Genomic DNA, 22,446 nt, shown 5'->3' with positions numbered 1-22,446 from the left:
AAGAAAAAGCGGGCCTTATCCATACGTGATGACCATCACGGTCGGTCAGCTCGCTCCCGGGCAGGATTGGACCCATCAAACAAGGGCACCGCCATTTGCGGCGCCGATGGGAGCCGATCATGACCAGCATTTTCAAAAACCAGGTTCACGGTCGCAGGGCCGCCGTCGCGTTGGCCGTTGCGGCCACGGTGTCGCTGCTGTCGTCGACCGGAAGCTTCGCGTTCAGCGCCGAGGCGCAGCAGATGTGCTCGGGGGACGCGTTCCGTCTGTGCAGCGCGGAGATCCCGAACATCCCCAGGATCACCGCCTGCATGGTCAGGAATCGCTCTCAGCTGACCAGCGGATGCCGCGTCGTGCTGGATCGCGATCTCGCCGCGCAGCGCAGGGCCGCCGCCGAGTGATTCGCGGCATCGAATGAGGTGACGGGGACGCCGAGCCATGCCCGGGTGATCACCTCGGGGCGGAGCCGGCCGGTTCGGTCCGCCGTTTCAAGCTTCTTCGCGGCACTGAAACGCTATAGAACCAGCGTTCTATTCCTTAGAGGCTTTGAGAGATGACCCGATTTCTGTTTGCCGTCGTTCCACTGGTTCTGTTGACGTCGGCCGCTTCGGCACAGCAGCAGGGGCGTGATGCCTGCTCACGCGATGCCTCGCGGCTCTGCCGCGCCCATCTCAGCGAGGGCGATCAGGTCGTGCTGGCCTGCCTGAAGGAACACCGCAGCCGCCTCAGCAAGGCCTGCCAGCAGACGCTCGCCGAAAACGGGCAGTAATGATCGGCTAGATCTACGTGCTGCTGCCTGCCGCGGTCGCGACCACCGGGATCACCTCCTTGGCGGCGCGGTCCGGGGTCTCGTCCTTCCAGCGCACCGAACCGAACGGACGCTCCAGCATCCGCCGCACGCGGATCGGCTCGGCGCCGATGTGGAAGTCGGCCGCCTTCTGATGCAGTTCGCGCTCGATCTGGGTGGCGCGGTTGCGCTGGCGCAGGAAATCCAGCCAGGTCGGGCAATGATAGCGTTCGGTCCACAATTCGGGATCGGCGATGTCGCGCGCGATCGACCAGCCATAGGCGCCGTTGCGCTGGCGGCTGAGCTGCACGTCCTGCATCACATTGTGGAAGGCACGGGCCTTGTCCTGCGCCACCCGGTATTCGATCTCGACCACCAACGGCCCGCTGCGCCCGGTCAGTTGCAGCCGCACCTCGGGATCGGCCAGTGTGTCGGTGGCGTCCTCGTTGCGCGCGCCGATCGGCGGCATCCTGAGCCAGATGCCGAGCACCGGCGACAGCAGCATCAGGCCGGCGGAGATCAACAGCGCCATCTCGACGCCGCCCATATCCGTGATGCGGCCCCAGCACCAGCTTCCGATCGCAATGCCGCCGGCGATCGAGGCCTGAAATGCCGCAAGCGAGCGGCCCGCCACCCAGCGCGGCGCGGAGAGTTGCACGCCGATATTGAACAGCGCGATCGCCAACATCCAGACCGCACCGGCGACCACCAGCGCGGCGGCTGTAATCACCGGCTGCTTGCTCACGGCAACCGCGGCGATCGCAGCCCCCATGGTCAACGCACAGACGCGGATCGCGGCCTCGCCGCTGAGCCGGCTGCGGATCTCGCTGATGTTGAGCGCGCCGATCACCGCGCCCATGCCGAAGGCGCCGAGCATGATGCCATAGGTCTGCGCGCCGCCATGCAAGAGGTCGCGTGCCACCAGCGGCATCAGCGCCGAGACCGAGCCGCCGATGATGCCGGTCACCATGGTGCGGGTCAGCACGATCCTGATCGACGGTGAATTGGTGATGTAGCGCACGCCGGAGACGATGGCGCGGTTCAGCCGCTCGCGCGGCAGCCGCGACGGCTCGCTGACGCGATTCCACAGGAACAGCACGACGAGCAACGGCAGATACAGCACGGCGTTGGCGGCGAACGCCGCCACGGCGCCTGCGGAGGCGACCACGATGCCGCCGATCGCCGGACCGAAGCTGCGCGCGATGTTGTAGCTGATGCCGTTCAGCGCGACCGCGGCGGGCAGCGTCTCCGTGGGCACCTGCTCGCTGACCGAGGATTGCCAGGCCGGGCCGAACAGCGCCATGCCGCTGCCGACCACGAAGCACAGTGCGAGCAGGATGTTCGGCGTCACCAGGTTGAGCCAGGCCAGCACCGTCAGCATGGTGGCGCCGGAGAGCGCGATCATAAGCGACACCAGCGCGACGATGCGGCGGTCATGCATGTCGGCAATGGCACCGGCGGGCATCGAGATCAGCATCACCGGCAGCATCAGCGCGGTCTGCACCAGCGCGACCTTGTCGGCCTCCGAGGCCATCTGCGTCATCGCCCAGGCGGCGCCGACGCCCTGGATCAGGATGCCGAGATTGGAGAGCAGGCTGGCCAGCCAGATTCGCCGGAAGATTGAATGCCGCAACGGTGCAGTGATACTGTCGGGACGCTTCCGCGGTTCGGTCATATCCGGTTCCGGTTGGCCTGCTATGAATTGTCGAATGATTCCGGCTGCATCAACTGATGCCCGCGAAATGCGTGCCCTGTCCAGCGATTACGGTATCCTTGGCGGGTATAGGACACGCTAAAGCACTGAAAGACCTGAGGAAGGGTTGGGGAAGGGGACCGATGGCGCTGTCGCGGCGGAGATTTTTGCAAGGGGCCGGCGCCCTGTCGCTGCTGGCGGGCCGTCTTTCCGTTCCGGCGCTGGCCCAGCCGGCGCCCGTCGGCGACATCCCGCCGATCCTGTTCGTGCACGGCAATGGCGATCACGCCGCCCTCTGGATGACGACGCTCTGGCGGATGGAAGCCAACGGCGTGCCGCGCGAGCGCATGGCTGCGATCAACTTCACCGATCCGCTGGCGCGCGCTGACGACAAGGTCGAGCAGGCGAGCCGCTCCTCGACCGAGGACCAGCGCCGCGAGCTCGCCGAGGCGGTCAGGGAGCTGAAGCAAAAGAGCGGCGCGGCGCGCATCGCGCTGGTCGGGAATTCCCGCGGCGGCAATGCAATCCGCAACTTCATCAAGAATGGTGGCGGCGGCGACATCAGCCACGCGGTGCTGTGCGGCACGCCCAATCACGGTGTCTACGCATGGGACGACGGGCTCGGCAACGAGTTCAACGGGCGCGGTCCGTTCCTGCGCGGGTTGAACGACGGCGACAGCGAAGTAACTGCCGGCACCGCATTCCTGACCTTGCGCAGCGACGGCTTCGATAAATATGCCCAGGCCGACGGCCGCTTCGTCGGCAAGCCGGGCACGCCGACCAACGTCACATCAGAAGGCCCGGCGCTGAAAGGCGCGACCAATCTGGTGCTCGGCGCGGTCGATCATCGCGAGACCGCGTATCACCCGCGTGCCTTTCGCGAGATCTACAAATTCATCGCCGGGCATGAGCCGGCGCGGATCGAGATCGTGCCTGAGACGGCGGTGAGGCTGAGCGGCGTCGTCACGGGCACGCCCGGCGGCGTGCCGACCAACCGGCCGGTGCCGGGTGCCACGGTCGACATTTATCGTGTGTCGGCGGAGACCGGCGAGCGCATCGGCGGCCCGCTGCACAGCTCGCAGACTGGCGCCGATGGCCGCTGGGGGCCGGCGCAGGTCGATTCGTCCTGGCCGCTCGAATTCGTGCTGACTTCGCCTGACGCGGTGACGACGCACATCTATCGCTCGCCGTTCCCGCGCTCCTCCGAGATCGTGCATCTGCGCGCGGCGCGGCCGCTCTCGCCGGCCGATTCCGGCGCGGGCGCCATCGTGCTGATGTCGCGGCCGCGCGGCTATTTCGGGCTGCCGCGCGACATCGTGCTGTTCGATGGCAAGGAGCCGGCCGATGTCAAATCCGGCGTGCCGACCGATGCGGTGACGACGTTGCGGCTCGCCGCAGCCGATGTCGGCCGTCCGGTGGCCGCGATCTTCAACGGGGAGCGCATTGTGATGCGGGCCTGGCCGGCATCGGAGAACCGGATTGCGGTTGCCGAGCTGACTTATTAGGTCTGGTGAAGGGGTCCGCGCGCCTTCATGGCGCCGGGATCGCATGGCCGGATCAGCCGTTGCGTGAGGCAGGAAGCGAGGACCATGAGCATAGCCGAAGTCTACGACATCACGGTCACGCGGCGGCCCCTGGTCCCGCCGGCTCCGCCGCGCGCGCCCGCCGACATGGGCGCGTTCCAGCGGATGCGGGTGATGCGCAACTCGCCGATCGAGACCTGGGGCCAGCGGGCCTATGAGGACGACATCGTTCAGGGCCGCTTTCTCAACCATTCGAGCTTCATTCTCAACACGCCGGACGCGATCCGCCACGTGCTGGTCGACAATTACGAGAACTACACCCGCACGCCGGCCGGCATCCGCGTGTTGCGTCCGATGCTGGGCGAGGGACTGCTGATCGCCGAAGGCCGCGCGTGGAAGCATCAGCGCCGCACGCTGGCGCCGGCGTTCACGCCGCGCGCGGTGACGACGCTCGAGCCATACATGATCGCGGCGGTCGACGAGACCATCGTCAAGCTGAAGGCCGCGAGTTGCGGCCCGGTCGATCTGCGCGAGGTGATGCAGCGGATGACGCTGGAGATCGCCGGCCGCACCATGTTCTCGTTCGGCATGGACCGCCATGGTGCTGCGCTGCGCGACTTCGTGATGGAGTATGGCGACACGCTGGCGCGGCCGCACATGCTGGATCTGCTGCTGCCGTTGAACTGGCCGACGCCGCAGGATTTCCGGCGCGCCCGCTTCCGCAAGCGCTGGACCGCGTTTGTCGGCCAGCTGATGGCCGAGCGCCGCGCCGCCGGCAAGGATGACAATGCGCCGGCCCGTGACCTGTTCGACCTGATGGGCGCGGCGCGCGATCCCGAAACCGGCCAGGCGTTCACCGACGCGCAGCTCGGCGACCAGGTCGCCACCATGATCCTGGCCGGCCATGAGACGACCGCGACCGCCCTGTTCTGGGCGCTCTATCTGCTGGCGCTCGATCCCGATACCCAGGAGCAGTTGGCAGCAGAAGTCAGAGGCGTGGCAGCGAATGGCACGCTCGATATCGAGCGACTGAAATTCACCCGCGCGGTAGTCGACGAAACCATGCGGCTTTATCCGCCGGCGTTTTTGATTGCGCGTGCGGCGGGCGGGCCCGACACCATCGCCGGCCGTCCGGTCAGGAGGGGTGACGTAGTCCTGATCGCGCCGTGGCTGCTGCACCGGCATGAAAAGCTGTGGCGCGATCCCAATGCGTTCGTGCCGGCGCGCTTCATGACGGGAACGCCGCCTGATCGGTTCGCCTATCTGCCGTTCGGTGTCGGCGCACGGGTCTGCATCGGCGCGCATTTCGCGCTGGTCGAGGCGACGCTCGCGCTTGCGAAGATCATCGGTGCGTTCCGCGTCGCGCTGGCGGACAAGGATCCGGTGCTTCCGATCGGCGTCGTGACGACACAGCCGAACCGCTCGCCCGTCTTCACGATCAAGCCGCGCTGACCTTGCGCGGCGGTGTTCCGATGCTCATCTCTTTGTTTGAGCATGATCTTTTCGGAAAACCGGTATCCACTTCTCCGGATCATGCTCCAGGGGCTCACCATGAGCGATACGCAGGCCCATTTCGCAGTCCTCAGGCAGACGGCCGATCCGGCGTTCGCCGATGCCTTGCAGCAGCTGATCGCCGATGGTCATGATCGCGAGCTCAATCGCATCAACGCTCTGGAGTTCGCGGACCGAACCGGGCTCGACCAGGAGAAAGTGATCTCCGGCTTCCTGCATGCCTCCCGGCTCGGCCTGTTCGACATGAGCTGGAACGTGCTGTGCCCGGGTTGCGGCGGTGTGCTCGATGCCCACACCACGCTGAAGTCGCTGCGCCATGACGACTATAATTGCGCGCTGTGCGCAGCCGGCTACGAGGCCTCCGTCGACGAGCAGGTCGAGGTTGCCTTCACCGTCAGTCCCCGCGTCCGCCACATCGCCGCGCACGATCCCAACACGCTGCCGATCTGGGAATACTTCCGCCAGATGTTCTGGAGTTCGGGGATCGAGTTCGACGAGAGCTCGGTGTCGACCCTGATCAACGAGGTGACGCTGGAGGGGCTCGAATTGCCGGCCGGCGAGAAGGCGATCCTGTCGCTCAATCTGCCCAACCAGTTCATCATCGTGTTCGAGCCGGTGACGCATTCGGCGCATTTCTTTGCCGTCGAGGGCGAGCCGACCACCGAGCGCCAGCAGTTCTCGATCGCGTTCAACAAGTCGCATGCACCGACCGGCACCTCGACGATGCGGCCGGGGCCGCTGCGGCTCTCGCTGGAGAATCACGCCGACGTTCGCGTGCTGCCGTCGGTGTGGATCGCGGGCGATCCGCTGCACAAGCTGCTCGGCAAGCGCAAGCCGATCCTGACCGCGAAGCGGATGCTGTCGAACCAGACCTTCCGCGATGTGTTCCGGGCCGACAACCTCACCGTCGACCAGCGGCTGAAGATCACCGCGCTGACCTTCCTGTTCACCGATCTGAAGGGTTCGACTGCACTCTATGAGCGGGTCGGCGATCTCGCCGCATTCGACCTGGTGCGTGCGCATTTTCACGCTCTGCTCGAGATCATCGCCTCCGAGCGCGGCGCCGTGGTGAAGACGATCGGCGACGCCGTGATGGCGACCTTCATCCGGCCCGAGCACGCATTGTCGGCTGGATTGCGCATGCGGGCGGCGATGAAGCAGCTCAACACCGAGCGCGGCAAGGAAGATCTGGTCGTCAAGATCGGCATCCATGAGGGGCCGTGCCTCGCGGTGACGCTGAACGAACGGCAGGATTATTTCGGCCAGACCGTGAATATCGCAGCCAGGGTGCAGAGCCTGTCGACGTCGCAGGAAATCCATTTGACCCAGCCGGTGATGGAATCCGCTGCAGTCGCAGGAATCCTCGACCGCGCGGCGATCAAGCCGATCCAGAAGGAAGCGGCGTTGCGCGGCATTGCCGACAAGCTCGTGGTGTACGAGATACCGTAGTCATATTTCTGAAACGTAATGCTTGCCGAAACGTAATGTCGCAGCGGGAACCTGCGCGGATTGCGCCGGTTCTGTTTCCACGCCATATACATTTCAGTTTCATCCGACAGAGAGAGCGATGCTCGACGGACTCCGCCAATTCATTGCCGATATCGTCTCCCCCGATGCCCAGGCCGACCGCGCTTTCGATGACGGCGGCTATCGCCTCGCGGCGACGGCGCTATTGGTGCACGTGGTCTCGCTGGACGGTGAGCCGACGCCTGCCGAGAAACGCAAGCTGCACAGCCTGATCGAGAGCCGCTTCCAGCTCGATCCCGGCACCGCCGACAGGCTGATCGCCTCCGCCATGCGCGTCGAGGGCGAGGCGGTGGATCTCTATCACTTTACCAGCGTGATCATGCGCTCGGTGAATGAGGAGGGCCGGCTGCGCATCGTCGAGATGATGTGGGAGCTGGTCTATGCCGACGGCCAGGTCAGCGAGTTCGAGGACAACGTGGTTTGGCGGGCCGCCGATCTGCTCGGCATCTCCTCGCGCGACCGCATTGACCTCAAGCACCGGGTCGCCGAGAAGCAGGCGGAGCTGCCGAAGGGCCCGTGGGGCACCGCAGACGCGGCAATCTGACACGGTCACCTGCGCAAGCCTGAGCATCGTCGCCAGCGTCACGGATAACGAAATTTTAATGTCCATCGCGATTGTGGGCGATCCAACTGAAAATCTGGCGTTTCATCGCCGATTCGGCGGTCCGCGGCTGTCCACAAGCCCATACGCGGCTTGCGTCCCACCGCATGCCTATGCTCTCGTCGCCCCGTTGGGGACCTCACTAGAATTTGCAGTAAGAGTTTGAAACGTGACCGAGCGTGTGACGCTGATAACCGGGGCATCGGCGGGCATAGGCACCGAACTGGCTCGCGTGTTTGCATCGAATGGTCACCGCGTGGCGCTGGTGGCGCGACGGGTCGATCGCCTGACGGCGCTCGCCGACGAGCTTGCGGCCAAGGGCGGCGCGGTGCCGATTGTGATTCCCTGTGATCTCCAGCAGACCGATGCGGGCGACAGGATCGCCGAGGCCCTGACCGCGGCCGGGGTCGAGGTCGAATATCTCGTCAACAATGCCGGTTTCGGCCTGTTCGGCCTCGCCATCGAGCGCGACCGCGCCGAACAGCTCAACATTATCAACGTCAACATCCGTGCGATGACCGATTTGACGCTGCGCTTTGCCGATCAGCTGATTCGCAACCGCGGCGGCATCCTCAACCTCGGTTCGATCGCCGGATTCCTGCCCGGCCCCGGCATGGCCGTCTACTACGCCAGCAAGGCCTATGTGCTCTCGTTCTCCGAGGCGTTGCGCTGCGAGCTGGCGCCGAAGGGTGTGCGTGTCACCGTGGTTTGCCCTGGTCCGGTGCCGTCCGAGTTCCAGGATCGTGCCGGCTTTGCTCCCGGGTTCGATTCGGCCATCCTCAACGTCGCGCCTGATGAGGTCGCCCGCCAAGCCTATCGCGGCCTGATGGCCAACAAGCGCGCGGTGCTGCCCGGCGCCTTCATCAAGCTGGTGCCGTTCCTGCTCCGGCTGTTCCCGCGCTCCTTCATCCTGACCGCGGTCGGCGGCTTTCAGCTCCGCAAGCGCTAGTTTCTCCAGAACAACCCTTGCATCGTCGTTAAGGCTGTCTCTGGCCCGCGATTTGCTTCGCCTGGGTGTGCGCAAACTCACACGATGTTAACGACCACTTAGCTAAGATCGCACCTTACGTGCCGAAACTTTAAGCAGAGGCCAAACCTTCAAGCTGAGGCAATGTCGTTCCGGTCTGACCAAACCCGCGTCGTGGTGCCCTTCGCAAACCGAAGGCCGGCCGCGGTCACGCCCAAGGATCAGACTAAGGCTCCGGCCTCGGATCAGGCGTCGCTGCGGCCGGTGCTGATCGTGCTGCATCAGGAGACATCGACCCCCGGCCGCATCGGCAACGCCTTGCGCGCGCTGGGCTACCCCCTCGACATCCGCCGTCCGCGCTTCGGCGACGCGCTGCCCGGCACGCTCGATGCGCATGCCGGCGCGGTGATCTTCGGCGGTCCGATGAGCGCCAACGATCCCGACGACTACGTGCGGCGGGAGATCGACTGGATCGCAATTCCGCTGCGCGAGCAGCGTCCGTTCCTCGGCATCTGCCTCGGCGCGCAGATGCTGGCGCGGCAACTCGGCGCTCGCGTCGCGCCGCATCCGCAAGGCCGTGTCGAGGTCGGCTATTATCCGGTCAGGCCGACGCAGGCGGGCCGCGCGCTTTGCCCGGACTGGCCGGCGCGCGTCTATCACTGGCATGGCGAGGGATTTCAATTGCCGGCCAGCGCCGATTTGCTTGCAGCCGGCGATGATTTCCCGGTGCAGGCGTTCCAGTTCGGCAACGCCTTCGGCCTGCAATTCCATCCCGATGTGACCTACGCGATGATGCATCGCTGGACCGCGCGCGGCTGCGCGCGGATGGATTCGCCGGGCGCGCAGCCGCGTCATCAGCACTTCGCTGAGCGCGCCGTGCACGATGCCGCCGAGCGCGCGTGGCTGACGCATTTCATCGATGGCTGGATCGCGCGGGTGCCGCAGCCGGTGATGCTGCAGGCCGCGGAATAGCCGCGCGGCGGAATTTCACGCGGCCTTTTCATTTTGATGGATGTGCTACTGTCGGGCTGCCACGCGCGGGCCGTATCGCCGCGCGCATCAATAACAACAAGGCACAGGGAGATCGCCGTGAGCTACGAACACATCCTCTATGATGTCAGCGACAGGATCGCGACCATCACGCTCAACCGTCCCGACCGCATGAATGCGTGGACGGCGATCATGGAGCGGGACGTCCGCCACGCGATGGAGGCTGCGGCAAATGACGACGATGTTCGCGTCATCGTGCTGACCGGCGCGGGCCGAGGTTTCTGCGCCGGCGCCGACATGGACGCGCTGAAAGGGATCGATCCCAACGAGGTCCGACGCGGCGAGAACATTCCGTTCGACATGAATCGCCGCGCCGATTGGCAGACGCGCTACGCCTACTATCCCGCGATCAAGAAGCCCGTGATCGCGATGCTCAACGGCGCCACCGCCGGCATCGGCCTGGTCCACGCGCTCTATTGCGACCTGCGCTTCGCCGCCGACAGCGCGGTGTTCACGACCGCGTTCGCGCGGCGCGGCCTGATTGCCGAGCATGGCATCAGCTGGATGCTGCCGCGCATCGTCGGTCACGCCAACGCGCTTGATCTGTTGATGTCGGCGCGGCGCGTCTCCGCCGCGGAGGCGCTGCGCATCGGCCTCGTCAACCGGCTCTCTTCGCCGGAGAAGCTGCGCGAGGAAACCTACGCCTATGCCCGCGACCTCGCCGATTTCGTCTCGCCGAGCGCGATCGCGACTATCAAGCGCCAGGTCTACGACGTGCCGTTCCAGACCCTCGCCGAAGCCACCATCGACGCCAACCGCGAGATGCAGATCGCGCTCAAGGGCAATGATTTCCGGGAAGGCGTCGCGAGCTTCGTCGAGAAGCGGCCGCCACGGTTTACGGGGACGTGAGGGGGAGGATAAGGTCCGTCTTCGCCCTGGGGGCAGCTTGCCTTAGCCCGGCTTCGCCCTTCGGGCTACGCCGCGGCAGCCTTCGCTCGCTTCGCTACGATAGATTTTCCGGGCTTGCCGAGCCGAAGCTCGCGAAGCGAGCGAAGGCTGGTGGAGCCAGGCGGGATCGAACCGCCGACCTCGTCATTGCGAACGACGCGCTCTCCCAGCTGAGCTATGGCCCCATCGCGACCGGGTGTTGCTGAGTGTCCCGGCCGTCAGTCGGGCGCCATTTACAGTCCCGCCCAAGGCCAAGTCAAGAACGGTGAAACAGCGGTTTTCGGGCTTTCCTGCCCGGAACTTCCCTTGTTTGCGGGGGGACGAACCGATATTTAGAGCATGATCCGGACCCGGCGGGCCGCGTTAGCGAGAAGTACGTAGCGGTTTTCCGAGAAGATCCTGCTCAAAAAAGAAGCGCGCTGGCGGTTCAAGTCCGGTTTCGTTGCGCTTTACCTGGTCGTCCCACCCGCGAGCCCCCATCATATGCGCGCTGTTCTCGACATCGTCATCATCGTCCTCGACCTCTATGTCTGGCTTCTGATCGCCTCCGCCATCCTGTCCTGGCTGGTCGCCTTCAACGTGGTCAACACGCGCAACCAGTTCGTTTCCGCGGTGGCCGAGTTCCTCTACCGGATCACCGAGCCGGTGCTGCGGCCGATTCGCAACGTGATGCCGAATCTGGGCGGCCTCGATATCTCGCCGATCATCGTGATTCTGATCATCATGTTCATCCAGCGGGTGATCGCCTATTACATCTATCCCAACGTGATCTGATCCCTGGCGATGGACCGCTGCTGATGGATCCTTGTTGATGGAGCCTTGGCAATGGATCCCTGGCGCTATTCCACCGAGGGCATCAGCATCGCCTTGCGCGTGACGCCGCGCGGCGGCCGCGACGACATCGACGGGATCGAGACGCTGGCCAACGGCCGATCCGTGGTGAAGGTGCGGGTCCGCGCCATTGCCGAGGGCGGTGAGGCCAACCGGGCGGTGACGGAGTTATTGGCCAAGGCGCTCGGCGTGCCCAAGGCCAGGGTGAAGCTGCTGTCGGGTGCCACCTCGCGGCTGAAGCAGGTGGCGGTCGACGGCGATCCGAGGCAGCTCGGCGACACCTTGAGGAAATTGACTGCGACCGCGCCGAACCAAGAGACGAAGGACTGACATGACTGCCCGCATCATCGACGGAAAAGCCATCGCCGCCGAGCTTCGCACCCGCGTCGCCGACGAGGTCGCCCGCGTCAAGCGCGACCATGCGCTGACGCCGGGGCTCGCGGTCGTGCTGGTCGGCCACGATCCCGCGAGCGAGGTCTATGTCCGCAGCAAGCACACCCAGACCCAGGCCGCCGGCATGGCCTCGTTCGAGCACAAATTGCCGGAGGACGTGTCGCAGGCCGACCTTCTGGCGCTGATCGCGCGGCTCAACCGCGATCCGCTGGTGCATGGCATCCTGGTGCAGCTGCCGCTGCCGAAATCGCTGCACACCGAGACCATCATCAATGCCATCGACCCGGCCAAGGATGTCGACGGCCTGCATCCGAACAATGCCGGCCGGCTCGCCGGCGGCCTGGCGGCGCTGTCGCCCTGCACGCCGCTCGGCTGCATCATCCTGACCAAGAGCGTGTATGCCTCGCTCGAGGGCATGAACGCGATCGTGATCGGCCGCTCCAACCTGGTCGGTCGTCCGCTGGTGCAGTTGCTGCTGAACGAGAATGCGACGGTGACGATCGCGCATTCGCGCTCGCGCGACCTGCCAAAACTCTGCGCCCAGGCCGATCTGGTCTATGCCGCGGTCGGCCGTCCGGAGATGGTGCGCGGCGACTGGCTGAAACCCGGCGCGACCGTGATCGATGTCGGCATCAACCGGATTGCGGTGCCCGGCGGCAAGCCGAAGCTGGTCGGCGACGTCGCATTCCAGGAAGCGCTCAACGTCGCCGGCGCGATCACGCCGGTGCCCGGCGGCGTCGGGCAGATGACGGTGGCGTGCCTGCTGGTCAACACGCTGCGCGCGGCCTGCGCGATTCACGGCCTGCCGGCGCCGGCGGTGTGAACTGCTCCCTCGCCCCGCTCTTGCGGGGAGAGGGTCGGGGTGAGGGGCTCTCTCCACGAGTGTTGAAGGTGGACGGACCTGTACCCCCTCACCCGGATCGCATCTTACGATGCGATCCGACCTCTCCCCGCAAGCGGGGCGAGGTAAGTCACTTCTTCTTCGCGCGCTCGATGCCTTCCAGGATCAGCTTGCGGGCTTCGTCGGCGTCGCCCCAGCGCAGCACCTTCACCCACTTGCCCTTCTCGAGATCCTTGTAGTGCTCGAAGAAGTGCTGGATCTGCTGCAGCGTGATGTCGGGCAGGTCGTTGTAGTTCTGCACCTTGTCGTAGCGCTGGGTCAGCTTCGACGACGGCACCGCGATGATCTTCTCGTCACCGCCGGCCTCGTCCTCCATCAAGAGCACGCCGACCACGCGGACGCTCATCACGGCGCCCGGCACGATCGCGCGGGTGTTGACGATCAGCACGTCGCAGGGATCGCCGTCGCCCGACAGGGTGTGCGGGATGAAGCCGTAATTGCCGGGATAGCGCATCGGCGTGTACAGGAAGCGGTCCACCACGAGCGTGCCGGCCTCCTTGTCCATCTCGTACTTGATGGGCTCGCCGCCGACGGCAACCTCGATGATGACGTTGACGTCGTGGGGCGGATTTTTTCCGATCGATATGGCGTCGATACGCATGGATTGCTCCGCGTGGCCTTTGGAAGTTGAGAACGATGTGATTTTTTGGTTGGCGCCGCCAGGCCGCAAAACAGCATCAGGCCCGGCCTTGGGAGCCGGGCTGGCTGTCGCGCGCAAACGCTAAGGCTGGTTTAGCCTTGCCGCAGCTGCGAGAGAAGCAGGATTTTCAGTTCGCCCAGGCGAAAGCGACCTTGTCGAGCGACTTCGGCCCGAACCGCTCCGAGGAGCGCGCCACCATCCGGCCGCCCAGCGCGCGGTAGAACTCGGTCGCCGGCTCGTTATCCGAGAGCGCCCAGATCACCATGCTCTTCAGGCCGCTCTGCAGGAGGTCGCGGCGGGCGGAGGCGAACAGGCGACGGCCGAAGCCGAGGCCCTGGAATTCCGGCCGTAGATAGAGCTCGTAGATCTCGCCTTCGAAATGCAGGCTGCGGGCGCGGTTGCGGCCGTAATTGGCATAGCCTGCGATGCGGTCGCCGAACACCAGCACGCTGACGCGGCTGCCCTTGCGGATGGCGCTGTCCCACCACTGCGGGCCACGGCGATTGATCAGCTTTTCGAGTTCGGCGCCGGGGATGATTCCCTGATACGCCGAGCGCCAGGCTTCGTCATGGGTAGACGCCACCGCAGCCGCGTCTGCAGCTTTGGCCGGCCGGACCTCGATTAGCGTTGTGCTCATGCACCCAATCAAAGCAAGTCAGCGGGCCGCCTTCAAGGTCCATCGTTAATTATCGGTTAACCTGTGGATTTTTTGCATCAGTGTCATGAAAACTTGTTCCGAAAAAGGACACTCGCGGGGCCCGCGCGACCAATCGCCGTTCCTGGCCTGTGCAAAGCGTTGATCGCGCGCGCTGTATGACAATGCCGCAGCTGGGAAAAAGGCCATTCGGCGCTGATTCGCCGCCGGAATTTGCGAGCGAATCCAGTCGCGAAGCCGTTGCATCGTGCCCTTCGCGCTTGCGCCGCCGCAGTGGATTTTCACGCGCGCCCGGCCTATGGCAGCAGCGGTATCTGTGCGCGCCGAAACCGGCCCGATCACGAGCGGACTGCGATGACGCTCTATTTCCTGATCAAATATCTGCATGTGCTCGGCGCCATCGTGATCCTCGGCACCGGGACTGGCATCGCCTTCTTCATGCTGGCGGCCCATCGCACCCATGATGCGGCCTTCATCGCGCGCACGGCGACGACCGTCGTGATCGCGGACATGATCTTCACGCTGAGCGCCGTGCTGCTGCAGCCGGTGAGCGGCGGCCTGCTGATGATGCTGTCGTCGACGGGCATCACCGAGCGCTGGCTGCTGGGGTCGCTTGCGCTCTACGCACTCGCCGGCGTGTTTTGGGTTCCTGTCGTCTTCATGCAGATGGAGATGCGCGACCTCGCGCAGGCGGCGGCCGACAAGGGTCTGCCGCTGCCGCCGCGTTACCATGCGCTGTTTCGCCGCTGGTTCCTGTTCGGGATTCCCGGCTTCGGCTCGGTGATGATCATCCTGTGGCTGATGATCGCGAAACCATTTTAGAGCATGATCGCGGAAAAGTGTGCAGCGGTTTTCCGAACAGGATCATGCTCAAACAAGACTCCCATGAGTGACGACGCATCACACAACATCCTCGTGCTCGGCGCGTCGGGCCTGATCGGGCGTGCTATCACCGACGATCTGAGGGCGCGCGGCTTTCACGTGATCGGGATCGCGCGGCATTTCACGCCTGCACAGAAGATGAGTGCGGCAGATATCGAGCTGCCCGTAATGTCGCTGGATGCAGCGGCGCTGACGCAGCTGCTACGCACGCATGAGGCCGACGTTGTCGTGAATTGCCTCGGCGTGCTGCAGGACGGGCCAGGCAGCGACACGCGCGCGGTGCATCGCGATTTCGTCGCGCGGCTGCTGGCGGCGATCGGCGACAGCCGCCGCGCCGTCCGTCTCGTCCACATCTCGATTCCCGGCACGGCCAGTGAGGACCGCACCGCCTTCAGCACTACCAAGCGTGAGGCCGAGCGGCTGATTGCGGCGTCAGGGATCGCGCATGCGATCCTGCGCCCGGGCTTCGTCATTGCGCCGTCGGCCTATGGCGGCAGCGCCATGCTGCGCGCGCTGGCGGCGCTGCCGGTCGATCTGCCGGCCGACGAGGCCGCGACGCCGTTTCAGCCGGTCGCGGTCGAGGATATCGCCGCCACCATCGCCTGGCTCGCGGCACGCGATGTCGCCGACGAGCGCGTGCGAGCGGTGACATGGGATCTGATGCAGAAGCCGCCGGTCTCGCTCGGCGGCGTCATCGCCCAGTTCCGCTGGGCATTCGGCACGGCGAAACATTTTCGCATCGCCTCGCCGTCGTTCCTGATCGATCTCGGCGCTCGCCTCGGTGATCTCACCAGCCGGCTCGGCTGGATGCCGCCGCTGCGGACCACCGCGATCGCCGAGCTGCGCCGCGGCGTCACCGGCGATCCCGCAGGCTGGATGGATGTCACCGGCATCGTGCCGAAGACGATCGCACAAGCGGTCGGCGCGCGTCCGGCGACGATCCAGGACAAATGGTTCGCGCGGCTGTTTCTGATCAAGGCGCTGATCTTCGCGAGTCTGGCGCTGTTCTGGATCGCCTCCGGCTTCATCGCGTTGGTGATCTCCTATGACGCGGCCGCCGGCATTTTGAGCGCGCATCATTTTCCGCCCGCTCTGGTCGGGCCGGTGACGGTGTTGACCAGCCTGATGGACATGAGCATCGGCGTGCTGATTGCGATCCGCCGCACCGCGGCGTTCGGTCTCGTTGCCGGCATCATCGCCTCGCTCGGCTACATGGCGGGATCGGCGATCCTGACGCCCGATCTCTGGATCGAGCCGCTCGGCGCGCTTGTGAAGACCGCGCCCGCGATCGTGCTGATGCTGGTGGCGCTGCTGATGCTGGACAATCGATAGCGTTTTCAAGCGAAGTGGGAACCGGTTCGCGTGAAGAAAAACGCGTCGAAGGAAAACAAGATGAGCAAGTGGCCCGACGACGACGTGATCCTCTACGACGGCGTCTGCATCTTCTGCTCGCGCTGGGTCCGTTTCGTCATCGCGCGCGATACAAAGCGCCGCTTTCGCTTCACGCCGATCCAGTCCGACTACGGCACCCGGCTGGCAAAAACCTTCGGCATCGACCCTGAGGATCCCGACACCAACGCCGTGGTCCATGGCGGCGTCGCCTGGATGAAGTCGGATGCGGCGCTGACGGTGCTGAGCCATCTCCCCGGCTGGGGCTGGACAAGCGCGTTGTTCGCGGTGCCCAAGCCGCTGCGCGACGCCGTCTACAGCCTCATCGCACGTAATCGCTATCGCATCTTCGGGAAGTACGAGACGTGTTTCATGCCGGATGCGGATATGCGGGCGCGGGTGCTGGAGTAGTGAAGGCGGTGGACTTTGCTCTGACTGCGGCGCCGACGTCAATCAAATGACGCCGAGAAGGAGAGCGGCTCAAGCCGAACAAACTTTTCGATAGGAGGCGCTAGCTCGAACAATTTTGGCTTTCTGGAGAAATCGTAGAGGCGGCAAATACGAAATTCTTTCGGCCTCTCGTTCGAGAAGGAAAGTTCGTTCCTCGTCAGGTAGAACGGGGTGGTTTGAAGGCCGTTGGTTGTCTTGACTTCGATCAGACGCTCCGAGCCGTTGTGATTGAACGAATGGATGTCGTACCCGGCTCCATCTCCATCTTCTTGGGAGACCCATCTCACCTTGCGCGCAAGGTCTGCGCGATCATGTGCAATCAGATACTGTCGTTCAAAGGCAAAGATCAGTTCTTCGCCGGCCTTTCCTAATGATTTGTTGCGGAGGTCGCGCTCGACAGGGTCAAACTTTCTAACTAGGCGTACAAGTTCCTTGTCTCTATGAGAGGCGATCTGAAGGACCGGCGGTTTCTCGACAAATAGACTCGACGCTTCATCGAAACCCCTAGCGGCGGGCTCTGGAATCAAGTCTCCAGGATTGCGGGTCAAATAGCGATCGATCGCTTCGATAATCGACTTTTGGAAATTTGGAAGTGGCTTGTAACCGGAAATTATCGGCAGCGCGAGCTCAATGAGAACCGCCGAAATGTTCTGATGCTTGCGTTCGACCGATCCTTCCGTTCGCCCTATGCGTTCCACGAGAGAGCGGCGATGCTCAGACTTATTGTAGTGGACACCATCTAGTTCAAAGCGGAGCATCGCGAAATAGTCGGCGATGATGAAGTCTAGTTCATCATCACTCCAATCCAATCCGAATCTATCTTCGCGGGCCATTCGCAGTCACAAGGAAACAATCATTTTATCCGGAAAGGTGGCCAAACATTTGGCTCGGGTCGAGATCGTATTTGTTCCCAAACCACGACACAAATTCAAACGGAGCTTCCTTCTCTTCCCAATGAGATCTAAGAAGCGCGTCGTCGATACCTGCATCATCAATGCTGATAGCGTAGACGTCCTCTAGCCGTCGATCAACGGCCGCACGCCACTCGGTGAAAGTTGCGTCTGTCCACGCCCAGCCATCCTCAAGATGGTTCATTTTTTTGAGCCTTGGTCGCGAGCACAGTGCCCATTGCATCAGAGTAGACTAGTTTGAACGACACATCCAGCTACTGAGATTTAGATCGCCGCCAAAACTTCCTTCGCCGCCCGCTCCCCCGAATCCCTTGCCCCATGCGCGGTCGAGAAGAAATGCGGCGACGTCGCCTCTCCCGCGAAGAACAGCCGGCCGTCGACCGGGGCGGCCAGCACGGCGCGCTTGTCGGCGTGGCCGGGCAGCGCGTGCGAGTAGGAGCCACGGGCGAACGGGTCGTGGGCCCAGCGCGATTCATTGAGCGGTCTCAGCTTGCGGCGGAAGTCATTGCCGAGGAAGGAGACGATCTCGTCGATGCTGTGCGCGGCGATGGCGCCGTCGCCGGCATCTTCGAGCGCTTGCGCAAAACGGCCGCCGAAGAAGCCTTCGATGCAGGGCTGGCCGAACGGGCGGATGTGATAGGTGCCCATCTCGGTGCGCATGGTAGCGCCGCGCAGATTGCCTTCCTTGGGCAGCGCCTCGGGCTCGGCGAGCGCCAGCGTCACCTTGTCGGCGAGGCCGAGCGGCAGGCCGCGCGCGGCATCGAGCTTGTCCGGCAGCGCAGGCGAAAAGCGGATCGCCTCGTCGGCGATCAGGTTGGTCGGCACGGTGACGATCACTCTGTCCGCCTCCAGCGTGCCGCGTGAGGTCTCGATGCGGACGCGCTTGCCTGCGTGATCGATCAGCCGGACCTTGCAGTTCAGTGCGACCGATACGTGTTCGCCATAGGCTGCCACCAGCGCGCCATAGCCGCGCTTCACGCGCCAATTGACGTTGCTGTCCTCATAGGCGTCGAAGTCGAGGATCGAGAGCCGGTCGAGCTCGCAGCCGTTCACATAGGTCGAGATCGCATCGATCATCGGGTTCCAGCGGTTGCCGGGCTCCAGATAGCGATCGGCCGAATCGTCCTTGCCGCCGCGCGCGGCGGCTTCGAGGCGATCATAGAACTCGTCGAGCGCGAGCATGAACGCATCGCGGTCGGCCTGCGGGAATGCCTTGCCGTAGGCGCGCTCGCGCCACGGCGGCAGATCCTTGTTGAGCTCGAAGCCGAGTTGCTGGGCGATGCCGACAAAGCTGTTCTGGTCAGCCGAATGCAGCCAGCCGCAGCCGACGTCGAACACCACGTCAGGCGCGGCCTGAATCGTATGCGCGCGGCCGCCGAGGCGGTCGCGGGCCTCCAGCACGATGCTGGAAAGGCCGGTGCCCTTCAGCGCATGCGCGGCGCCGAGGCCTGCGGCGCCGGCGCCGATGATCGCAACATCGACCGTCGAGGGAAGGGAACTCATGTCCCGGCTCTAGCACGTCCGCCGCTGGGCCTGAAGCCGCCCCGTGCATGACTGTCATCACCCGCGAATGCGCATGCGGGTGATCCAGTATTCCAGAGACGGCTGTAATAGAGCCGACAGGCCGCGGCGTACTGGATGCCCCGGTCAAGCCGGGGCATGACAGATTGCTCTGCGTGATAGCTTACGCCACCGCTTCCTTGGCCTTCTCGGCGCGCTTGCGGTCGTTCGGATCGAGGTGCTTCTTGCGCAGCCGGATCGACTTCGGCGTCACCTCGACGAGCTCGTCGTCCTCGATATAGGCGAGCGCCTTTTCCAGGGTCATCCGGATCGGCGGCGTCAGGCGCACCGCTTCGTCCTTTGAGGTGGTGCGGATGTTGGTGAGCTGCTTGCCCTTCAGCACGTTGATCTCGAGGTCGTTGTCGCGGGTGTGCTCGCCGACGATCATGCCCTTGTAGACCTTCCAGCCCGGCTCGATCATCATCGGGCCGCGGTCTTCCAGCTTGAACATCGCATAGGCCACCGCCTCGCCCTGGTCGTTGGAGATCAGGACGCCGTTGCGGCGGCCCTGGATCTCGCCCTTGTAGGCGGCATAGCCGTGGAAGATGCGGTTCATGATCGCGGTGCCGCGGGTGTCGGTGAGCAGTTCGCCCTGGTAGCCGATCAGGCCGCGGGTCGGCGCGTAGAACACCAGCCGCAGGCGGTTGCCGCCGGACGGGCGCATCTCGATCATCTCGGCCTTGCGCTCGCTCATCTTCTGCACGACGACGCCGGAATGCTCCTCGTCGACGTCGATCACGACCTCTTCGATCGGCTCCTGCCAGTTGCCGGTCGCCTCGTCCTTCTGCAGCACGACGCGCGGGCGCGACACCGAGAGCTCAAAGCCCTCGCGGCGCATGGTCTCGATCAGGATCGCGAGCTGCAATTCGCCGCGGCCGGAGACTTCCATGGAATCCTTGTCGGCGGCCTCGACGACGCGCAGCGCGACATTGCCCTCGGCTTCGCGCATCAGGCGGTCGCGGATCATGCGCGAGGTCACCTTGTCGCCTTCGGTGCCGGCGAGCGGCGAGTTGTTGACGATGAACGACATCGACACCGTCGGCGGATCGATGGGCTGCGCCGGCAGCGGCGTCTCGACCGAGGGATCGCAGAAGGTGTCGGCGACGGTGCCCTTGGTGAGGCCCGCGATCGCGACGATGTCGCCGGCCTCGGCCTCTTCGAGCGGGGTGCGCTCGAGGCCGCGGAAGGCGAGGATCTTGGTCAGGCGGCCGCTCTCGATCAGCTTGCCGTCGGCGGACAGCACCTTGACCTGCTGGTTCGGCTTGATCGAGCCGGAGGAGATGCGGCCGGTGATGATGCGGCCGAGATAGGGGTTGGCTTCGAGGATGGTGCCGATCATGCGGAACGGACCTTCCTCGACCTTCGGCGGCTCGACGTGGCGCACGATCAGGTCGAACAGCGGCTGCATGCCGAGGTCCTTCGGACCCTCCGGGCTCTCCGCCATCCAGCCCTGCTTGGCTGACCCGTACAGGATCGGGAAGTCGAGCTGCTCCTCGCTGGCGTCGAGCGCCGCGAACAGGTCGAACACCTCGTTGATGACTTCGGTCGGGCGGGCGTCGGGACGGTCGACCTTGTTGATGACGACGATCGGCTTCAGGCCGATCTTGAGCGCCTTCGACACCACGAACTTGGTCTGCGGCAGCGGACCCTCGGCGGCGTCGACCAGCACCAGTGCGCCGTCCACCATGTTGAGGATGCGCTCGACCTCGCCGCCGAAGTCGGCGTGGCCGGGGGTGTCGACGATGTTGACGCGGATGTCCTTCCACTGCACCGAGGCGGCCTTGGCCAGGATGGTGATGCCGCGCTCACGCTCCAGATCGTTGGAGTCCATGGCGCGTTCGGTGACCTTCTGGTTCTCACGGAAGGTGCCGGATTGCTGCAGCAAGCGGTCGACGAGGGTGGTCTTGCCGTGGTCGACGTGGGCGATGATAGCGACGTTGCGAAGGTTCATGGCTCTTCTTCTGGTCGTGCAATGGTCAGATGCGCGATCTCGCCGGACCAGTTTGGCCGGCCGCTCGCTCGCGTGGCCCAATCGGGGCCCGGATCACGCTCATACCCAAGAAATTTGACGGGGACGCATCACCCCAAAAAGGAAGCCCGGTCAGAGGACCGGGCACCTTGCGCGTTGCGGCGCAATATAGTCAGAAATCGCCAAAAAACAATGATTTATTGGCGGTTTGGTCGATCGAAATTAGGGCCGGAAGGGCCGGTTTTGGCAGGTTCCCATGTCCGGCGTCATTTCCGGGAACGGGCCAAAACGATCAATGCGACGCCGCCAAGCGCGATCAACATCACCACCGGCGTGAATGGGTCCCTGCCCGGTTCGACCGAGGTGACGATCAGGATTGCACACAGCACGCCGGGCAGCAGCAGGATGACGCCCAGAAACAGCATGAACGAGGTCAGACAGCCGCTGCTTTGGCGCGGTCGCCAAGGGCTGTTGGGCGGCGGTTGGCCCAGGCTGCTCATGATTCGTCGCGCCTCCTACGGCTACCGCCCCTTGATCGCAGCCCGGATCAGCATGATGCCGGCGAACCCGACCAGAAGGCCGAGCAGGATCAGGAACAGCAGGCCGGGCTCCAGGCTTGAGTTGGTCAGCGAGCCGATCCCGAACAGGAGGGCGCACAGCCCGGGCAGCAGCAGGACCAGCCCGAACACCACCATGAACGCGGTCGCGCAGCCGCTGCGTGGCGGGGGCAGCGCGGGCGGCTGCGCTGGTGCAGGCGGCACAGGAGGGGGATCGGTCTCGCTCATGGCTGTTGGTCCACCAGTGGGTTCGCGATGCCGGCCGTCCCTAGGATCCAGGTCTGCGGATGGCCCACCAGATCACGGCTACGCCGAAGCACGCCACCAGCAGGCAGGCGGCGACGAACTGAAGGTCATCGGACGCTGTCTTGGCGACGCCGGCAAATACGAAGATCAGCGCGCAGAGGCCGGGCAGCAGCAGAATGACGCCGGCGACGATCATCAGCGCCGTCACGCAGCCGTTGCGCTGCTCCGGAGGGCGGCGCGGAGGCGAAGGGGGCGCGCTGGTGTCGCTCAACGCGGCACCTCCTCGCTCTGCCGTGCCTCTCGATAGGTCTGGCCGGCCAGGCTCGCGCGGATGCCGTCGATCAGCCCATTGCGGTAGAACAGGTTGTAGGTGTCGAACGGGATGATCGCGCCGCTCTCGGTGACGAAGTGGATGCAGCTTCGCTTGACGTTGCCGACGCAGAAATTGAAGCGATCGAGGAATTGCACGATGGTGACGCGGAACACGTTCTCGTAGGTCAGGCCCTCCGGCACC

General features: G+C 64.6%; 26 protein-coding genes, 1 tRNA gene and 1 pseudogene. 15 read left to right on the top strand and 13 right to left on the bottom strand.

From position 1 onward, the window contains the following. Positions 1 to 119 precede the first annotated feature (119 nt). On the top strand, positions 120 to 401 hold the full coding sequence (locus FNJ47_RS23900; protein WP_163157505.1) for a hypothetical protein: 282 nt from the start codon (positions 120 to 122) through the stop codon (positions 399 to 401). Positions 402 to 553: 152 nt separating this feature from the next. Beyond that, positions 554 to 769, top strand: a complete 216-nt coding sequence (locus FNJ47_RS23895) for a hypothetical protein (RefSeq protein ID WP_163157503.1) — start codon at positions 554 to 556, stop codon at positions 767 to 769. A gap of 13 nt (positions 770 to 782) precedes the next feature. On the opposite strand, the gene FNJ47_RS23890 is transcribed toward FNJ47_RS23895, so the two are convergent. Beyond that, positions 783 to 2,462, bottom strand: a complete 1,680-nt coding sequence (locus tag FNJ47_RS23890; protein WP_163157501.1) for an MFS transporter — start codon at positions 2,460 to 2,462, stop codon at positions 783 to 785. Positions 2,463 to 2,623: 161 nt separating this feature from the next. Here FNJ47_RS23890 and FNJ47_RS23885 point away from each other — a divergent pair, with 161 nt between their 5' ends. The 7 genes from FNJ47_RS23885 to FNJ47_RS23855 all read left to right on the top strand — a co-directional run bounded on the left by FNJ47_RS23885 (position 2,624) and on the right by FNJ47_RS23855 (position 10,509). Beyond that, positions 2,624 to 3,985, top strand: a complete 1,362-nt coding sequence (locus FNJ47_RS23885; RefSeq protein WP_163157499.1) for a hydrolase — start codon at positions 2,624 to 2,626, stop codon at positions 3,983 to 3,985. A gap of 84 nt (positions 3,986 to 4,069) precedes the next feature. After that, positions 4,070 to 5,455, top strand: coding sequence for a cytochrome P450 (locus tag FNJ47_RS23880; RefSeq protein WP_163157497.1), 1,386 nt, complete (start codon positions 4,070 to 4,072; stop codon positions 5,453 to 5,455). Between the two features lie 99 nt (positions 5,456 to 5,554). After that, positions 5,555 to 6,964 (top strand): adenylate/guanylate cyclase domain-containing protein, encoded by a 1,410-nt coding sequence (locus FNJ47_RS23875; protein ID WP_163157495.1) that lies wholly within the window; start codon positions 5,555 to 5,557, stop codon positions 6,962 to 6,964. 118 nt (positions 6,965 to 7,082) lie between these two features. Beyond that, positions 7,083 to 7,586: a tellurite resistance TerB family protein gene (locus FNJ47_RS23870; RefSeq protein WP_163157493.1), complete on the top strand. Its 504-nt coding sequence runs from the start codon at positions 7,083 to 7,085 to the stop codon at positions 7,584 to 7,586. Positions 7,587 to 7,812: 226 nt separating this feature from the next. Next, the gene (locus FNJ47_RS23865) at positions 7,813 to 8,592 is read left to right on the top strand and encodes an SDR family NAD(P)-dependent oxidoreductase (protein ID WP_163157491.1); all 780 of its coding nucleotides are present in this window, start codon (positions 7,813 to 7,815) and stop codon (positions 8,590 to 8,592) included. 162 nt (positions 8,593 to 8,754) lie between these two features. Next, positions 8,755 to 9,582: a glutamine amidotransferase gene (locus FNJ47_RS23860; RefSeq protein WP_163157489.1), complete on the top strand. Its 828-nt coding sequence runs from the start codon at positions 8,755 to 8,757 to the stop codon at positions 9,580 to 9,582. Between the two features lie 117 nt (positions 9,583 to 9,699). Next, a complete protein-coding gene (locus tag FNJ47_RS23855) occupies positions 9,700 to 10,509 on the top strand; it encodes an enoyl-CoA hydratase (RefSeq protein WP_163157487.1) in 810 nt (269 codons plus the stop codon). A gap of 148 nt (positions 10,510 to 10,657) precedes the next feature. Here FNJ47_RS23855 and FNJ47_RS23850 read toward each other — a convergent pair. Further along, a tRNA-Ala gene (locus tag FNJ47_RS23850) sits at positions 10,658 to 10,733 on the bottom strand. A 298-nt stretch (positions 10,734 to 11,031) separates the two neighbouring features. On the opposite strand from FNJ47_RS23850, the gene FNJ47_RS23845 reads away from it, so the two are divergent. From FNJ47_RS23845 to folD, 3 genes are read left to right on the top strand one after another with little or no spacing between them, the layout of a single operon-like run. Beyond that, entirely contained in the window at positions 11,032 to 11,322 is a 291-nt protein-coding gene (locus FNJ47_RS23845) for a YggT family protein (protein ID WP_021078230.1), read from the top strand. A 51-nt stretch (positions 11,323 to 11,373) separates the two neighbouring features. Beyond that, positions 11,374 to 11,709, top strand: coding sequence for a DUF167 domain-containing protein (locus FNJ47_RS23840; RefSeq protein WP_163157485.1), 336 nt, complete (start codon positions 11,374 to 11,376; stop codon positions 11,707 to 11,709). Between the two features lies 1 nt (position 11,710). After that, positions 11,711 to 12,595, top strand: coding sequence for a bifunctional methylenetetrahydrofolate dehydrogenase/methenyltetrahydrofolate cyclohydrolase FolD (gene folD, locus FNJ47_RS23835; protein WP_163157483.1), 885 nt, complete (start codon positions 11,711 to 11,713; stop codon positions 12,593 to 12,595). Between the two features lie 148 nt (positions 12,596 to 12,743). Here folD and ppa read toward each other — a convergent pair whose 3' ends face one another. The 3 genes from ppa to FNJ47_RS23820 all read right to left on the bottom strand — a co-directional run bounded on the left by ppa (position 12,744) and on the right by FNJ47_RS23820 (position 14,355). Next, positions 12,744 to 13,274 carry an inorganic diphosphatase gene (gene ppa, locus FNJ47_RS23830; protein WP_028343771.1) on the bottom strand — a complete coding sequence of 177 codons (531 nt, stop codon included), beginning with the start codon at positions 13,272 to 13,274 and terminating at the stop codon, positions 12,744 to 12,746. A 166-nt stretch (positions 13,275 to 13,440) separates the two neighbouring features. Continuing rightward, positions 13,441 to 13,950, bottom strand: a complete 510-nt coding sequence (locus FNJ47_RS23825) for a GNAT family N-acetyltransferase (protein ID WP_106326641.1) — start codon at positions 13,948 to 13,950, stop codon at positions 13,441 to 13,443. A 45-nt stretch (positions 13,951 to 13,995) separates the two neighbouring features. Beyond that, entirely contained in the window at positions 13,996 to 14,355 is a 360-nt protein-coding gene (locus FNJ47_RS23820; RefSeq protein WP_163157481.1) for a hypothetical protein, read from the bottom strand. On the opposite strand from FNJ47_RS23820, the gene FNJ47_RS23815 reads away from it, so the two are divergent. The 3 genes from FNJ47_RS23815 (at position 14,323) to FNJ47_RS23805 (ending at position 16,650) form a co-directional block, all read left to right on the top strand. Further along, positions 14,323 to 14,790 (top strand): DUF2269 family protein, encoded by a 468-nt coding sequence (locus FNJ47_RS23815; RefSeq protein ID WP_163157480.1) that lies wholly within the window; start codon positions 14,323 to 14,325, stop codon positions 14,788 to 14,790. The two genes, FNJ47_RS23820 and FNJ47_RS23815, sit on opposite strands and share 33 nt — an antisense overlap. Before the next feature lie 63 nt (positions 14,791 to 14,853). After that, on the top strand, positions 14,854 to 16,182 hold the full coding sequence (locus FNJ47_RS23810) for an SDR family oxidoreductase (RefSeq protein ID WP_163157479.1): 1,329 nt from the start codon (positions 14,854 to 14,856) through the stop codon (positions 16,180 to 16,182). A gap of 60 nt (positions 16,183 to 16,242) precedes the next feature. Then, entirely contained in the window at positions 16,243 to 16,650 is a 408-nt protein-coding gene (locus FNJ47_RS23805; RefSeq protein ID WP_163157478.1) for a thiol-disulfide oxidoreductase DCC family protein, read from the top strand. Positions 16,651 to 16,688: 38 nt separating this feature from the next. Here FNJ47_RS23805 and FNJ47_RS23800 read toward each other — a convergent pair whose 3' ends face one another. From FNJ47_RS23800 to FNJ47_RS23765, 8 genes and pseudogenes are all read right to left on the bottom strand, one after another. Next, complete coding sequence (locus tag FNJ47_RS23800) at positions 16,689 to 17,522, bottom strand: protein NO VEIN domain-containing protein (RefSeq protein ID WP_163157477.1); 834 nt, start codon at positions 17,520 to 17,522, stop codon at positions 16,689 to 16,691. Positions 17,523 to 17,547: 25 nt separating this feature from the next. Then, positions 17,548 to 17,784, bottom strand: a complete 237-nt coding sequence (locus FNJ47_RS23795; protein ID WP_163157476.1) for a hypothetical protein — start codon at positions 17,782 to 17,784, stop codon at positions 17,548 to 17,550. Positions 17,785 to 17,864: 80 nt separating this feature from the next. After that, on the bottom strand, positions 17,865 to 19,103 hold the full coding sequence (locus FNJ47_RS23790; protein ID WP_163157475.1) for a flavin monoamine oxidase family protein: 1,239 nt from the start codon (positions 19,101 to 19,103) through the stop codon (positions 17,865 to 17,867). A gap of 181 nt (positions 19,104 to 19,284) precedes the next feature. Next, positions 19,285 to 21,111 carry a translational GTPase TypA gene (gene typA / locus FNJ47_RS23785; RefSeq protein ID WP_163157474.1) on the bottom strand — a complete coding sequence of 609 codons (1,827 nt, stop codon included), beginning with the start codon at positions 21,109 to 21,111 and terminating at the stop codon, positions 19,285 to 19,287. 284 nt (positions 21,112 to 21,395) lie between these two features. Beyond that, positions 21,396 to 21,629 (bottom strand): hypothetical protein, encoded by a 234-nt coding sequence (locus tag FNJ47_RS23780; RefSeq protein WP_163157472.1) that lies wholly within the window; start codon positions 21,627 to 21,629, stop codon positions 21,396 to 21,398. A gap of 21 nt (positions 21,630 to 21,650) precedes the next feature. Continuing rightward, positions 21,651 to 21,914, bottom strand: a complete 264-nt coding sequence (locus FNJ47_RS23775; RefSeq protein ID WP_163157470.1) for a hypothetical protein — start codon at positions 21,912 to 21,914, stop codon at positions 21,651 to 21,653. A 40-nt stretch (positions 21,915 to 21,954) separates the two neighbouring features. Continuing rightward, complete coding sequence (locus tag FNJ47_RS23770; protein WP_163157468.1) at positions 21,955 to 22,203, bottom strand: hypothetical protein; 249 nt, start codon at positions 22,201 to 22,203, stop codon at positions 21,955 to 21,957. Further along, a pseudogene (locus FNJ47_RS23765) lies at positions 22,200 to 22,446 on the bottom strand (radical SAM protein); the annotation flags it as partial. The gene FNJ47_RS23770 and the pseudogene FNJ47_RS23765, both read right to left, overlap by 4 nt.

The organism is Bradyrhizobium uaiense (assembly GCF_010811875.1).
In the GTDB taxonomy this organism is placed as follows: Bacteria; Pseudomonadota; Alphaproteobacteria; order Rhizobiales; family Xanthobacteraceae; genus Bradyrhizobium; species Bradyrhizobium uaiense.
The sequence above is the reverse complement of the archived record's forward strand: the minus strand, read 5'-3'. Positions and strand labels throughout refer to the sequence as shown.

Bases quoted from the DNA above. Each gene is read 5' to 3' on its own strand.
- FNJ47_RS23820 (WP_163157481.1), bottom strand. From the start codon at position 14,355: ATGCAGATATTTGATCAGGAAATAGAGCGTCATCGCAGTCCGCTCGTG.
- FNJ47_RS23840 (WP_163157485.1), top strand. From the start codon at position 11,374: ATGGATCCCTGGCGCTATTCCACCGAGGGCATCAGCATCGCCTTGCGC.
- FNJ47_RS23885 (WP_163157499.1), top strand. From the start codon at position 2,624: ATGGCGCTGTCGCGGCGGAGATTTTTGCAAGGGGCCGGCGCCCTGTCG.
- typA (WP_163157474.1), bottom strand. From the start codon at position 21,111: ATGAACCTTCGCAACGTCGCTATCATCGCCCACGTCGACCACGGCAAG.
- FNJ47_RS23800 (WP_163157477.1), bottom strand. From the start codon at position 17,522: ATGGCCCGCGAAGATAGATTCGGATTGGATTGGAGTGATGATGAACTA.
- FNJ47_RS23880 (WP_163157497.1), top strand. From the start codon at position 4,070: ATGAGCATAGCCGAAGTCTACGACATCACGGTCACGCGGCGGCCCCTG.
- FNJ47_RS23860 (WP_163157489.1), top strand. From the start codon at position 8,755: ATGTCGTTCCGGTCTGACCAAACCCGCGTCGTGGTGCCCTTCGCAAAC.
- FNJ47_RS23790 (WP_163157475.1), bottom strand. From the start codon at position 19,103: ATGAGTTCCCTTCCCTCGACGGTCGATGTTGCGATCATCGGCGCCGGC.
- folD (WP_163157483.1), top strand. From the start codon at position 11,711: ATGACTGCCCGCATCATCGACGGAAAAGCCATCGCCGCCGAGCTTCGC.
- FNJ47_RS23810 (WP_163157479.1), top strand. From the start codon at position 14,854: ATGAGTGACGACGCATCACACAACATCCTCGTGCTCGGCGCGTCGGGC.
- FNJ47_RS23775 (WP_163157470.1), bottom strand. From the start codon at position 21,914: ATGAGCGAGACCGATCCCCCTCCTGTGCCGCCTGCACCAGCGCAGCCG.
- FNJ47_RS23895 (WP_163157503.1), top strand. From the start codon at position 554: ATGACCCGATTTCTGTTTGCCGTCGTTCCACTGGTTCTGTTGACGTCG.
- FNJ47_RS23825 (WP_106326641.1), bottom strand. From the start codon at position 13,950: ATGAGCACAACGCTAATCGAGGTCCGGCCGGCCAAAGCTGCAGACGCG.
- FNJ47_RS23900 (WP_163157505.1), top strand. From the start codon at position 120: ATGACCAGCATTTTCAAAAACCAGGTTCACGGTCGCAGGGCCGCCGTC.
- FNJ47_RS23890 (WP_163157501.1), bottom strand. From the start codon at position 2,462: ATGACCGAACCGCGGAAGCGTCCCGACAGTATCACTGCACCGTTGCGG.
- FNJ47_RS23795 (WP_163157476.1), bottom strand. From the start codon at position 17,784: ATGAACCATCTTGAGGATGGCTGGGCGTGGACAGACGCAACTTTCACC.
- FNJ47_RS23845 (WP_021078230.1), top strand. From the start codon at position 11,032: ATGCGCGCTGTTCTCGACATCGTCATCATCGTCCTCGACCTCTATGTC.
- ppa (WP_028343771.1), bottom strand. From the start codon at position 13,274: ATGCGTATCGACGCCATATCGATCGGAAAAAATCCGCCCCACGACGTC.
- FNJ47_RS23870 (WP_163157493.1), top strand. From the start codon at position 7,083: ATGCTCGACGGACTCCGCCAATTCATTGCCGATATCGTCTCCCCCGAT.
- FNJ47_RS23875 (WP_163157495.1), top strand. From the start codon at position 5,555: ATGAGCGATACGCAGGCCCATTTCGCAGTCCTCAGGCAGACGGCCGAT.
- FNJ47_RS23805 (WP_163157478.1), top strand. From the start codon at position 16,243: ATGAGCAAGTGGCCCGACGACGACGTGATCCTCTACGACGGCGTCTGC.
- FNJ47_RS23815 (WP_163157480.1), top strand. From the start codon at position 14,323: ATGACGCTCTATTTCCTGATCAAATATCTGCATGTGCTCGGCGCCATC.
- FNJ47_RS23780 (WP_163157472.1), bottom strand. From the start codon at position 21,629: ATGAGCAGCCTGGGCCAACCGCCGCCCAACAGCCCTTGGCGACCGCGC.